The sequence below is a fragment of the Cupriavidus sp. 05T41 genome (genome assembly GCF_056396525.1).
The window spans coordinates 142806-155850 of record NZ_JBFTLQ010000002.1 but is presented as its reverse complement, the minus strand read 5'-3'; the positions used below and the strand labels follow the sequence as shown (position 1 = coordinate 155850).

Sequence of the window (13045 nt, the reverse complement as noted above, 5' to 3'; positions counted from 1 at the left end):
TTGCCATGAAGGTTGCGATTCGCGCCGACGCTTCCGTGCAGATCGGGTCGGGCCACGCCATGCGTTGCCTGACGCTTGCCGATGTCCTGCGCGCGCGCGGGGCCGAAGTGCGTTTCGTCAGCCGTGCGCACCAGGGCGGCGCGCAAGCACTGCTCGAACAGCGCGGCTACGCATGCCATGTGCTGCCTCCGGCAACGCTGGCGGCGCCGGCCGGCGACCTGGCCCACAGCGCGTGGCTGGGCGTCGCCTGGGAAACGGATCTCGAGCAAAGCGCCGCGGCCCTGGCGGGCTGGTCGCCCGACTGGCTGGTGGTTGACCACTATGGCATCGACTGGCGCTGGGAGCAGGCGATGCGCAGCCATGCGCCGCGCATCATGGCCATCGATGACGTCGCCGACCGGCGCCACGATTGCGACCTCCTGCTCGACCAGAATTACTACAGCGACATGGACCAGCGCTACGCCGCGCTGGTGCCGCCGCACTGCACCTGCCTGCTGGGCCCCGGCTACGCCCTGCTGCGGCCGGAATTCACCGCCGCGGCCAGCGCGCTGCACCGCGAGGAAGGCCCCGTCAGGCGCATCCTGCTCTTCATGGGCGGGATGGACCAGGACAACGCCACCGGCACCGCGCTGCTCGGCCTGCAAGACGCCGCGCGCGATGGTGTCGCCATCGATGTGGTGCTGGGCGCGGCCGCTCCGCACCGCGAACAGGTTCGGGCCCTGTGTGGCAGCATGCCGAACACGCACTTGCATGTGCAGGTGGACAATATGGCCGAGCTGATGGCACGGGCAGACTTGGCTATCGGCGCCTGCGGCTCCGCCACCTGGGAGCGCTGTTTGCTCGGCCTGCCGACGATCGCCATCGTGCTGGCCGACAACCAGCGCAAATCGGCCGGCGACCTGGCGGCGGCAGGCTACATCGTCAGCCTGGGCGACGTCGCGTCAGTCACGCCGGAAGCCGTCGGCCAGGCGGTGGCGGCACTGAGCGCGGATGCGGCCGCCCGCATGGGCTTGTCCCGCCGCAGCCGCGAACTGGCCGGGCGCCATCCCAAGACCGCGGCCGACCTGATCTGCGAAGGCATGCCCCATGCATAGATTCGAGGACTGCGAGCTGCGCCCGATCCGTCCGGGCGACAAGGATATCTTGCTGGCCTGGCGCAACAGCGAGCCGGTGCGCAGCAATATGTACACGGACCACCTGATCAGGCCCGAGGAGCATGAGCGCTGGTTCGCCTCGGCGCTGCAGCATCCGAGCGCATCGTTCATGGTGTTCGCGCTGCAAGGCGTGCCGGTCGGGTTCAGCTCGTTTACCGGCATCAGCCGCGAACACCAGCGCTGCACCTGGGGCTTCTACCTGGGCGAGCAGAACCTGCCGAAAGGCACCGGCTCGGCGCTCGGCTATCTGTCGCTGGCCCATGCGTTCGACACGCTGGGCATGTACAAGCTGGCCTCGGAGGCGTTCGCCTTCAACCAGGGTTCGGTGGGCCTGCATCGCAAGCTCGGCTTCCGGGAAGAGGGCCACCTCGTCGAGCACTACGTGAAACAAGGCCGGCGCGAGGACATCCTCTGCTTCGCCAAATTCAGCAATCAATGGGAGAGTGACCGGCAGACGCTGCGCGCGCTGTGTTTCTCGCCCGAAGGAGCATCGAAATGACGATCAATATCGGCGGACGCCTCATCGGCCGCGAGCACGAGCCATTCCTGATCGCGGAAATGTCCGGCAACCATAACCAGTCGCTCGACCGCGCACTGGAAATCGTCGATGCCGCGGCTGCGTCCGGCGCGCATGCGCTGAAGATCCAGACCTACACGGCCGACACCATGACGCTGGATATCCGGGAGCGCGAGTTCTTCATCTCGGATCCCAAGAGCCTGTGGAAGGGCAAGTCCCTCTATGAGCTGTACCACGAGGCGCATACGCCGTGGGAATGGCACAAGGCCATCTTCGAGCGCGCGCGCGGGCACGGCATGATTCCGTTCAGCACGCCGTTCGACGACAGCGCGGTCGATTTCCTCGAAGGGCTCGATGCCGCCGTCTACAAGATCGCATCGTTCGAGAACACCGACATTCCGCTGATCCGCAAGGTGGCGCGGACCGGCAAGCCGATGATCATCTCCATCGGCATGGCCAGCATCGCCGAGCTCGACCTGAGCGTGCGCGCGGCGCGCGAGGCGGGCTGCAAGGAACTGATCCTGCTGAAGTGCACCAGCACCTATCCGGCCTCGCCGGAGAATACGAATATCCGCACGATTCCCCATATGCGGGAGCTGTTCGGCTGCGAGGTGGGACTGTCGGACCACACCATGGGCGTGGGCGTGTCGGTGGCGAGCATCGCCATGGGCGCAGCCGTGATCGAGAAGCACTTCACGCTGGATCGCGCCGACGGCGGCGTGGATTCGACGTTCTCGCTCGAGCCTGCCGAATTCAAGTCGCTGGTGGTGGAAACGCGCCGTGCGTGGCAAGCCCTTGGCGGCGTCAGCTACGGCCCCACCGAAGCGGAGCAGAAATCGCTGGTGTTCCGCCGCTCGCTCTACATCACGCGCGATCTCAAGGCCGGCGACGTACTCGATGTGTCCAGCGTGCGTGCCATCCGCCCGGGCTTCGGCCTCGCGCCGCGGCACCTCGACCAGGTGCTCGGCCGTGCCGTGAAGCGGGACATCAGCCGCGGGACGCCGCTTGCATGGGACCTGCTCGCCTGAGCCCGGTCCTTCCCTGTCTTGCCGAGCCTGTCTCGTTTGGCCCCATAACTATTACTATATGCGTCTCGGTTTCGCCACAATTTACGCTTATCGCCCGCACGTCGAGCACGTCTACTTTCTCTCGTCGATGATGCAGGCGCGCGGGCACGAGGTGTTCTACCTCAGTTGCGACAGCGCGCTGTCGGAGTGCTACACGCGCGAGCTGCGCGACGATTCCAGCGCGGCCAAGGAATGCCTGAAATGCACGATGGGCGGGATTCGCTCGTTTGCACCCGGGGTCGATTCGATGCGCCGTTATCGTGATCCCGCGGGTGCCGCGGCAGCCGCGGCGCCCGCCCAGCAGTGGGGTTTTTCGGGTGCTTGCACCATCTTGCGTACCGAAAGCCAGTCCGACAAGCAGACCGGGGAATTCCACGCGCTGCACCAGCGGCTCGCCACCGGCTCGGCCGAAGCCTTCGCCGCGGCCTGCCGCTGGATCGAGGAGCGCAAGCTCGACGGGATCATCTGCTTCAACGGCCGCATGGAAGGGCCGCGCGCGTTGCTGGAAGCCGCCAAGGCCAAGGGCATTCCGTTCATCTCGGTGGAACGCACCTGGTTCGGCGACGGGCTCCTGCTGATCCCTGACCAGAATTGCCTGGCGCTCGACGAAGTGGGCCGCGTGGTTGCCGCGTACAAGGACAAGCCGCTCACCGAGCCGCAGGCGCGCGTCGTGGCTTCGCTGCTCGCGGCCCGCTTCCTGCGCACCAATACGCTGGAGTGGCGCGCCTACAACCGGAATGCCGAAGACCTCGCATGGCCGGCGCAACGCAAGGGCCTGAAGCTGCTGATCACACCCAGCAGCCTGAACGAGTTCGACGGGCATCCCGACTGGCGCACCAAATGGCCCAACCAGATCGCCGCGCTGGATTTCCTGTTCGACCATCTCGAAGTGGATCCGGCCAGCTGCATCTTGCGCTGCCACCCGAACTGGGGCGAGAAGATCGGCCTGCGGGACGGCGGCCTTGCCGAGCGCATGTACACCGAGTGGGCGCAGCGGCGCGGCGTGCATATCATCGGCAGCAAGGAGCGGGCGAACACCCTCGGCCTGATCGCCCAGGCCGATGCCGTGGTGGTCAACGGCGGCAGCGCCGCCTTCGAGGCCGGCGCGCTGGGCAAGCAGGTCATCGCGCTCGGCACTTCGATCTACCAGACCGCCGGCTTCCAGATCCAGCTCTATGGTCCTGAAGATGCGCCCAATCTGGCCATGGTCGGGCAGCAGACGCCGGACGAGATCGCGCGGCAGGTTCTGCGCTTTGCCTACACGTTCAATTTCCGCTTCAACCAGTACGTGGACGACATCCGCGCCAGGACGACCACGCAGTATGCGTACAATCCGGAACCGGACGCCACGCGGCTCGAGCGCCTGCTGCGCACCCGCCGCATCGAGGCGGACGATGCGCAAGTCGCATCGGATACCATCGGCGAGGACCGTGTTCTCAAACTGCTGCACGAGCGGCGCTGGGAGGAATTGCGCGAAGCGCAGAAGCCGATTCCGCAGAACTACCGTGCGGTGCATCGCCGCGGCGTGTTCCGCTACCTGGACGCGATCCGCGAGCGCATGCCGATCGGCGATAGATAAGCCCGGCCGGAGCTACCGCGGAAAGTATGCGAGATGCGTTGGTTTCGCATTTTCATATGCTCCTTGGCCGGGTTACCGGCGGAGGGATAAATGGAAGTGTGGCAGCAGCGAAGAGTAATTCACGGCGAACCCGGCGAATTTCCCTGGGACTGTTTCGGAGTGCCCCAGTACGGCTGAGTCGTCTTGGGGAGCATTACCTGCCCGATCTAAGTATGGCCCTGGTTGCCTGCGAGGGAGTCAATATCGTGACATCTCATGAGCCATAAGCGAAATCTCGGAACCACGTGCCTGAACGGATTTGCGGCCGTATTGATGATGTGTCGCATGTTCGCGTACGCCAAAGTGCTCGATGTGGAGCAGTTTGGCGTTCTCAGCATCGGTTTGCTGATTTCCGCTTCGCTCGGCATGGTCAATGCGTTCGGCCTCTATTTGCTGATGCAAAGGGACATGCCGCGATTGTTCGCCGCTGGTCGTGTCACCCGCGGCATGGTGCTGATGGGGAAAGTCTCGCTCGTTACCATCGCTTCGGCCATCCCGCTCATTGCTCTGAGTTGGACGGGCGTCTCTCTCGCGGGAGGCGCCGGGATGTTGTTGGCCCTTGCGACGCTCCATGGTTTGAGTAATCAGCTGTTTGGCGTGATCTCTACGGAAAGCAAGAGCCGTTTGCGGCAAGTCGAGTTTGCCGTCACATTGTTCGGCCGCAGCTGCCTCGTCTCGATAGCGGGTTTCTGCGCCGCGTTGATGTGGGATAGCGCAGAGGCGGTCCTGGCGGCGGAACTGGGGCTCACTGCCGTTGTAGTGGCAATTGCTTCGGTGCAGGCCGCGGCGAGGTTCCGGCAGAAGTTCCGTCTGTTGCCAATGCTGGCCGTTCGCCATCTGCGCCGCTCGGAATGGCGGGTGGCGAGTGGATTGCTTGTCAGTGTGATTCTCGCCTTTCTGATTCAGAATATTGATCGCTGGTTGGCAGTCGACGCATTGGACAAGCGGGTTTTTGCGCAGTTTGCATTCGGCTGGACGTTGCTTTCGATGGCATCCACTTTTCAGGCGACCATCAATGCAAACCTGTTTCCCGGACTCGCGGCGCGCATCTACCATGATGGGCCCGGGGCGGTGCTTGCGCAGACTCGCAGGGTGTCGCTTGGCATGTTCGGGATCTTGGCGGCGTGCGCCGTGCCCGGCTTTTATATCATTAAGTGGGGTATCGAGGCATATTACCCGCAGTACATCGAGGTGATAAGTTATATACCGCTGTTCCTTGCTGCGGCGGCGCTCCGTGCTTCCGATTTTTGGTCGAATTATCTGATCATTTCGAGAAAAACACGCCTGTTATTCATAAGTCAGGGTGCGGTCCTGTTTGGTGCGATTTTTCTCTGGTTTATTGCGACCCGCTATACTGCTTCACTTTCGATGCTGTTCAAACTGTCATTGCTGACGTTCATGCTCTCGTGCCTGTCGTTCGTCTTTGGTTTCGCTGCATTGAGGATCGGAGGTGCCAAGTGATTTCGGGCGTGCCGGCTTTAGTCGCATGTGCTTCTTCTGTCGCGGTCATCGGCGCGCAGCCACTGCCTTCGATGAGGGAATGTCGCCCGTGCACGTGCTACGCCCCATTTCTTACAAGTAATGTCTTGTCGGTGAGTTTGTTGTGAAAATCCTGAAGAGCTTCCTTGTTGCCTGGATCTTCTATTGGCTGCTGCAGGTGATCCTGCCTGTGCGGCCAATGGGGGAGTCCGTGCTCGTGGGATTGATGATCCAGATGTCCTTCGTGCTGACGGTGGTCTTCAGCTATCTGATGGTGGAACGCTGGCCGGTCGGCCCGGCTGCTGCCCGGGAGTGGGGTGTCGACAGCCGGCTGGTTCTGTTCGCCCTGGCCCTTTCGGCCTTGGGCACCGCGGCGCTTGCCTACGACAAGATTGTGGTTCAGGGTATCGATTACTCGGCCGGCCTGGCCGTGGCGCGGGAGCAATGGCGGGAACTCGGAGCGGAGCGCGAGGGGGCGATCTCATCGCCGGCGAGCGCGCTCGGGTATCTCCTGAGTTCGTGCTACATCGTAGCGATCGTCATGTTCCCGCGGGCCGACCTTGGCAGGAGAATGTTCGCCTACGGAGCATTCGCGGGCCTTCTTGCCTTTGCGAACACCATGCTGACTGGGGGGCGATCCACGCTGATCCTGACGCTGCTGTTTTATATTGCCGCGCGGATCCTGGCCGGCAAGGGCATGCCCGCCGGTCGCACGATCAGCCGGAGATCGCTGAGTTTGATGCTGGTGCTCATATTCGTCAGCGGTTTGTATTTCGTGTTCATTTTCCTCCAGCGTGCGGATGCAGCTGGAATATCGATAACGGACTATTCCAGCGGGGTTATCCAGGACCTGGGCTTGCTTCCCAACGCCTGGCTGGAAGATCTGGATCCGCGGAATCCCATCACCAGCCTGCTTAACCTGTTGGTGATGTCGGTTTCCTACTTTTCGCATAGTTTCGCAACTACAGTCGCGATTGCCGACTATGGGCATGAGAACAATTTTGCGACGGTAGTCTTTATCACGGCCCTGGGTCTGGCTGCAAAGCTGCATATCATCCAGGCTCCGGATACCGATTGGTTCCTCGCAGGCGCATTTCCCTCGTTGCCTGGCGCACTGTACCTGCAGGGCGGATGGGTTATGCTGATTCTGACGGGCGCGGCGCTCGGCATGCTCGCCGCTTTGTGCCAGAGCTGGTATCGCAGCGTGCCGTCGATACTGTCTCTCGGGTGCCTGACCGCGTTGATGTGCGTGCTGCTGGCCAGCCCGATTCTCTTTGTGGCAGACGTGATGATGTTTCCCTTCGTCATGTTCCAGTTCGGCCTTATTTACTTGATTGCAAAATTCATCAAATGAAAGTCTGGATTGTCAATCCCTACGGAAGCTTGCCTGGCGAAGCCTGGCGCGAATACCGCAGTTCCATGCTGGCGGAAGCCTACGCGCGTGCCGGGCACGAGGTGACCTGGTGGCTCTCGAACTTCGAGCACCGCTCCAAGAAATTCCGCAGCGAGGGCTACAGCGAGCAGCGGCTGGAGACCGGCGTCAACGTCCGTATCGTGCCGACCACCCCGTACAGCAGCCACGTCTCGATGGCGCGCATCCGCAGCGAGCGCAACTTCGCCAGGAACGTTGCGCAGCGGGTGAAGGCCAATCCCCAGGACAAGGCCGACCTGATCGTCCTGGCGGAACCTTCGATCTTCTACGGCAAGTACGTGGTCGACATGGCGCGCAGCATCGGTGCCAGGCTGGTGGCGGACATCATCGACATCTGGCCGGAAGTGTTCGCCATGATCCTGCCCAAGCCGCTGCGGCCGTTCGAGCGTCTGCTGCTGGCGCCACTCTACATGCGGCGGGCGGCGATCCTGCGCGCGTGCGACGGCATCGTCGGCGTGTCCGAGGACTACCGCGACGTGGGCGTGCGCTCGGCGCCGTCGGTGCCGTCCGATGTCTCATACTGGGGCGTGGACGTCGCGCAGATGCGCAACGCCATGGCCGAGGAGAACGGCGGTGTCCTGCGCAAGCTCGGTCTCGAGCAGAAGAAGCCGGACGAAGTCTGGGTGATCTACGCCGGCACGCTCGGCGCGGGCTATGACATGGAGTCGATCCTGAAGGCGGCCCGCTCTGAGCGGTTGCGCGGCAAGCCGGTCAAGTTCCTGTTTGCCGGTGACGGCCCGCAGCGCGGCTTGCTCGAATCCGCCTGCGCCGAGCCCGGTGGCAACGTGGTCTACCTGGGCCGGCTCGACCCGAACGACCTCAACCTGATGTACAAGTATTGCGATATCGGGCTGAGCACGTACCTGGCGCATTCGACTGTGTCGATGCCGATCAAGTTCTACGATTACCTGGCGGCCGGGGTGGCCACCGTGAATTCGCTCGAGCGCGAGATCCAGCGCCTGATCGCCGGCCAGCAACTCGGGCGGCAGTACACGCCCGGCGATGCCGACTCGCTGGCCGCGGCCATCGAGGCCCTGGTGGCGGACCGCAAGCTGCTCGACGCCTGCAAGGCCAACTCCGCCGCGCTGGCTCCGCGCTTCGACCAGTATGTGCAGCACGACGCGTTCGTGCGCTTTACCGAAACGCTGCGTTGAGGAAACGCCATGTTCCGTAGGCTCTATCTCTCTCCTGCCGGCTACGCGATATCGGCCGTGCTGAATTTCCTGGGCATGTTGTTGCGCCCGTTCATGGTCTACGGATATTTTTCCCGGCGAGACGGCAGGTTCCTGCGTTTCACGCGGGTCAGCTCCAGCGCCAAGATCCTGTCGGAGCGCGACCTGGTCATCGGCGACCACTGCTGGATCGGGCCACATTGCCTGATCGACGCCAGCGGCGGCGTGGAGATAGGGGAGGGCGTGCAGATCAGCTCGCTCAACGCCGTGTTGTCGCACAGCAGCCACGTGTCGATTCGCTTGCTGGGCAGGCACTTCATCTCCACGCCGACCCCGCAGCGCGCCGGTTTCATCCAGTCGCCGGTGGTGATCGGAGCCTTTACATTTGTCGGGAGCGGCGCGATTATTCTGCCGGGCACGAAGATAGGCAAGGGCTGCGTCATCGGCGCCGGGAGCGTGGTACGGGGCGAGATTCCGGATCACTCCGTGGTGGTCGGCAATCCTGGCCGCATCGTCGGCACCACGGAAAAATACGATCTCGAGTTCGTCCGCAACGGCGGGCTCGACGACACCTATTTCGACCCCGACAGGCTGGCGGAGCTGCACCGCGCGGCCCAGCCTGGCGCCGGATCATAAGCGCTGCCGCGCTGCCTCACGGCGCTGTCCGGCGGGTCGGCGCGCGGCCCATTTTCGATGCAATCAAGCCAAGGGATGGCTTTACCATGAACACTAATTTCCTTCCATTCGCACAGCCGGAGATCGGCGAAGAAGAGATCGCTGAAGTCGTGGCAACGCTGCGCTCCGGCTGGGTGACCACGGGGCCGAAGACCAAGCAGTTCGAGAGCGATTTCTCGGCGTTCCTGGGCGGCGGCGTGGAATCCATCGCCGTGAACTCGGCCACGGCCGGCCTGCACCTCGCGCTGGAAGCCGTGGGCGTCGGCCCCGGCGACGAAGTCATCACGACCACCCATACCTTCACGGCCACGGCCGAGGTCATCCGCTACCTGGGTGCCCACCCGGTGTTCGTCGATGTCAGCGCCGAAACGCTGTGCATCGACGCGGACGCGATCGAGCGGGCCATCACTCCGCGCACGCGCGCCATCATGCCGGTGCACTTCGGCGGCCGCGCGGCGGACATGGGGAAGATCATCGCGATCGCGAAGAAGCATGGCCTGCGCGTGGTGGAAGACGCGGCGCACTCGCTGCCCGCGACCAGCGGCGGCAAGCTGGTTGGCACGCTCGACACCGACGCCACCGTATTCAGCTTCTACGCCAACAAGACGATCACCACCGGCGAAGGCGGCATGGTGGTCACGCGCGACCCGGAGATCGCCAAGCGTGCCAAGGTCATGCGCCTGCACGGCATCAGCCGCGACGCGTTCGACCGCTTCGTGTCGACCGCGCCGAGCTGGTACTACGAGATCGTGGCGCCCGGCTTCAAGTACAACATGACCGACGTCGCTTCCGCGATCGGCATCCATCAGCTCAAGAAGGCGGACGCATTCCACAAGCGCCGTGCCGCGATCGCCGCCCGCTATGACGAAGCACTGTCCGACCTGCCGCTGGTCCTGCCTCCGCACGCAGCCGAAGGCGACATCCATTCCTGGCACCTCTATGTGATCCAGCTCGCCGAAGGCGCGCCGCGCACGCGTGATGCGCTGATCGACTACCTGTTCAAGCAGGGCATCGGCTGCAGCGTCCACTACATCCCGCTGCACCTGCAGCCGTACTGGCGCGACACCTACAAGCTCACGCCCGAGATGTTCCCGGTCAGCCAGCGCATCTATGAGCGCACGCTCACGCTGCCGCTCTACACGCGCATGCGCGACGAAGACGTCGAGCGCGTCGTCCGGACCGTTCGGAGCGCGTTCAACTAATGCTGATCAAGAGGCTCTTCGACCTGGTCGCCAGCGCGGCCGGCCTGCTCGTGATGGCGCCGGTGTTTGCCGCCATTGCCATCGCCATCAAGCGCGAGTCGCCCGGCCCGGTGTTCTTCCGCCAGGAGCGCGTGGGCCTGCACGGGCGTACGTTCCACATCCACAAGTTCCGCACCATGGTCGTGTCGGGCGAGGGGAAGGGGCCGCTGATCACGATCGGCGCGGATCGCCGCATCACCGCCAGCGGTGCATTCCTGCGCAAGTACAAGCTCGATGAACTGGCCCAGCTGATCGACGTGTTCACCGGCGAGATGAGCCTGGTCGGGCCGCGGCCGGAAGTGCCCAAATATGTAGCGCTGTACCCGGCCGACGTGCGCGAGACCGTGCTGAGCGTAAGGCCGGGCATCACCGACCTGGCTTCGATCGAGTACAAGGACGAGAATGCGCTGCTCGGCAAGAGCGCGGATCCGGAGCGCACCTATGTCGAGGAAGTGATGCCGGCCAAGCTGCGGTACTGCGTGGAGTATGTGCGGAACCGGTCGCTCTGGCTCGATCTGCGCATCATTTATCGCACTGTCGTGGCTGTGCTCACGTAATGTACGGACAGCAAGCGGGAGCCTAGGTATCACATGACGTTCAGACCCCTCACTGGTGCAGAATCCGACCAGCTTGACTCGCTGCGGGGGATGTCGGCGTTTGCCGTGGTCGTCGGGCACGCGAATCAGATCCTGGTTGCGCCAGCGTCCGACAAACTCAGCCCGCTAATGGGGCTGCTGGCCCAGAGCGCGGTCATGGTGTTCTTTGTTTTGAGCGGCTTCCTGATCGGCAAGTCCGTGTCAGGCAATGTGGCCCGGCACGGTGGCACGTTTTCGCTGGCGAGGTATCTCGGCGATCGCATCATCCGGATCTGGCCGCCGCTGTTGGTTTCCCTGCTGCTCATCTTCTGTCTGTTCAAGCTTGCGCCGCTGCTGTTTCCAAGCGGAACCAACGCATTCTTGCCGGCGCCCGGACATGCGCTGGCCCGGTCCGCCTTTATCAGCGACAACACCCAACTGCTTGGCTCGGCGCTGATGCTCAATGGTTTTGTTACCGACACGCCGAACGCCAACGGTCCTCTGTGGAGCCTTTCCATCGAGGTCTGGTACTACGTTCTGGCAGCGCTTCTTGCCGTGCCGCGAGGATGGTGGAAACTGCTGGCACTACCGCTGATCGGCACCGTGATCTGGCATGGCGCGAACAACGAACAATTCCTCTATTACCTTCCTGTATGGTGGGCAGGGTACCTGCTTGCTGTGCTGCACGACGACGGGCTCTTGCGTCGCGCAAAGTTGTGGTGGTGTGCGGTGGCGGTTTTCTTTGCGGCGGCGCTATGGTTCGGGCTGCGTTTCCTGTGGGCAAGCTATGCTCACGATCCTGTCGCGGACCAGCTGATCACCATAGCGCGATTCAACATTGCCATAGGTTTTGGTGTCTTTGCGCTGCTTGCATTGATGCTGCAGGGCCGTATCCGGGTTCGCGCCTTTGCTCGCAAGGCGGCCAGGTACTCCTACACCTTGTATATCATTCACGCACCGCTTCTTCTTTTTGCGTTCGGCGTCCTGCAACCGCATGTGCAAGATTCGATCGGCCGCAGTGTCCTGGCCTCGGTCATTGCTATCCTCGGCGTCAGCCTTCTCTCTATAGCCGTCTCGCGGGTTGTTGAGAACCGCGCGCTGCTCGTGTCATTGTTCTTCTCCTGGCGAACCCAGGCGCAACGCTAGTCGCCTGTCGATCGTCACCGGAAAATGTTCTCCGCGCAACGCACGGCGGACCTTGCCGGCTGATTCTTCCTGGGCGGTTGCATTCTGGTGAACCCGCGAGCCCTTCCACGCTTTGCATTGTTCTGGTACGCTCATTTGTCAGGCCTGTAACATGTCTGCTATAAAAGACATGGGTGTTGCGCTGGGCGCATAGCCTCCCGGCAACCCCTTCGATCGGCCTTCGCATGACCACACCGGAGCATTCCTCAATGGCTGCAAGACAGAGCGAAATTTTTTCGACAGGCGGGGAAGGTGACCGCTACTTCCAGCGCAACCGCGCGTTCTATTCAGACAAACGCTCGGCCGACGAATTGAGCGCGGCCGCGGTGCTCTACAGCAAGTACATCAAGCCAGATGATCTGGTGCTGGAAGTCGGAAGTTCGACGGGCGTCAATCTTGCAGCGATCTGCCAGGAGACTCGGTGCCGCGGCGTCGGCATTGACCCTTCGGCCGACGCAGTCGGCAAGGGCCAGCAACTGTTTCCCCATCTGGACCTGCGCGTCGGGACTGCCGACCGGCTGGATTTTGCCGACCATTCCCTCGACTTCATCCTGTTTGGATTTTGTCTTTACCTGGTTGACCGCGAGCACATCACACGCGTCGTGGCGGAGGCAGATCGTTGCCTGCGCGACGGCGGCTGGATCGGCATCACGGATTTCATGCCGGACGTGCCGACCGCGCGGCCCTATGCGCACCGCGCCGGGATTACCTCGTACAAGCTGGACTACAGCCGACTGTTCACGGCGTTTCCACATTTCCAACTGGTGGAGTCGTCCTGCTTCAATCACACTGACAACCGTTATTCCTCGGATCCGCAGGAACGGCTCTCGGCGCAGGTGATCCACAAGCAGACGAGCGGAGGATATCAGCGGATCTAGATGGCCGCCGCCGGGCCGAGGCCATCTGGCCCACAACGGGCGGATCCATGGC

Annotated in this window: 12 protein-coding genes; all 12 read left to right on the top strand. The window is 63.0% G+C overall.

Going from position 1 to position 13045, the window contains the following annotated elements:
- Positions 1 to 5 precede the first annotated feature (5 nt).
- Positions 6 to 1094 carry a UDP-2,4-diacetamido-2,4,6-trideoxy-beta-L-altropyranose hydrolase gene (gene pseG, locus AC1DKV_RS02050; RefSeq protein WP_441613278.1) on the top strand — a complete coding sequence of 363 codons (1089 nt, stop codon included), beginning with the start codon at positions 6 to 8 and terminating at the stop codon, positions 1092 to 1094.
- Positions 1087 to 1653 (top strand): UDP-4-amino-4,6-dideoxy-N-acetyl-beta-L-altrosamine N-acetyltransferase, encoded by a 567-nt coding sequence (gene pseH / locus AC1DKV_RS02045; RefSeq protein ID WP_441613277.1) that lies wholly within the window; start codon positions 1087 to 1089, stop codon positions 1651 to 1653. The genes pseG and pseH overlap by 8 nt, the downstream gene beginning before the upstream one ends.
- Positions 1650 to 2699, top strand: a complete 1050-nt coding sequence (gene pseI / locus AC1DKV_RS02040; protein ID WP_441613276.1) for a pseudaminic acid synthase — start codon at positions 1650 to 1652, stop codon at positions 2697 to 2699. The genes pseH and pseI overlap by 4 nt, the downstream gene beginning before the upstream one ends.
- Before the next feature lie 58 nt (positions 2700 to 2757).
- Positions 2758 to 4317 (top strand): hypothetical protein, encoded by a 1560-nt coding sequence (locus tag AC1DKV_RS02035; RefSeq protein ID WP_441613275.1) that lies wholly within the window; start codon positions 2758 to 2760, stop codon positions 4315 to 4317.
- Between the two features lie 324 nt (positions 4318 to 4641).
- Complete coding sequence (locus tag AC1DKV_RS02030; RefSeq protein WP_441649656.1) at positions 4642 to 5817, top strand: lipopolysaccharide biosynthesis protein; 1176 nt, start codon at positions 4642 to 4644, stop codon at positions 5815 to 5817.
- A gap of 142 nt (positions 5818 to 5959) precedes the next feature.
- Positions 5960 to 7189 (top strand): hypothetical protein, encoded by a 1230-nt coding sequence (locus AC1DKV_RS02025; protein WP_441613273.1) that lies wholly within the window; start codon positions 5960 to 5962, stop codon positions 7187 to 7189.
- A complete protein-coding gene (locus AC1DKV_RS02020; protein ID WP_441613272.1) occupies positions 7186 to 8421 on the top strand; it encodes a glycosyltransferase family 4 protein in 1236 nt (411 codons plus the stop codon). The genes AC1DKV_RS02025 and AC1DKV_RS02020 overlap by 4 nt, the downstream gene beginning before the upstream one ends.
- Positions 8422 to 8430: 9 nt before the next feature.
- The gene (locus AC1DKV_RS02015; RefSeq protein WP_441613271.1) at positions 8431 to 9075 is read left to right on the top strand and encodes an acyltransferase; all 645 of its coding nucleotides are present in this window, start codon (positions 8431 to 8433) and stop codon (positions 9073 to 9075) included.
- A gap of 86 nt (positions 9076 to 9161) precedes the next feature.
- A complete protein-coding gene (locus AC1DKV_RS02010; RefSeq protein WP_441613270.1) occupies positions 9162 to 10316 on the top strand; it encodes a DegT/DnrJ/EryC1/StrS family aminotransferase in 1155 nt (384 codons plus the stop codon).
- Positions 10317 to 10318: 2 nt separating this feature from the next.
- Positions 10319 to 10912 carry a sugar transferase gene (locus AC1DKV_RS02005; protein WP_441613324.1) on the top strand — a complete coding sequence of 198 codons (594 nt, stop codon included), beginning with the start codon at positions 10319 to 10321 and terminating at the stop codon, positions 10910 to 10912.
- Positions 10913 to 10945: 33 nt separating this feature from the next.
- Positions 10946 to 12076: an acyltransferase family protein gene (locus AC1DKV_RS02000; RefSeq protein WP_441613269.1), complete on the top strand. Its 1131-nt coding sequence runs from the start codon at positions 10946 to 10948 to the stop codon at positions 12074 to 12076.
- A gap of 248 nt (positions 12077 to 12324) precedes the next feature.
- Positions 12325 to 12993 carry a class I SAM-dependent methyltransferase gene (locus AC1DKV_RS01995; protein ID WP_441613268.1) on the top strand — a complete coding sequence of 223 codons (669 nt, stop codon included), beginning with the start codon at positions 12325 to 12327 and terminating at the stop codon, positions 12991 to 12993.
- Positions 12994 to 13045: the final 52 nt, after the last annotated feature.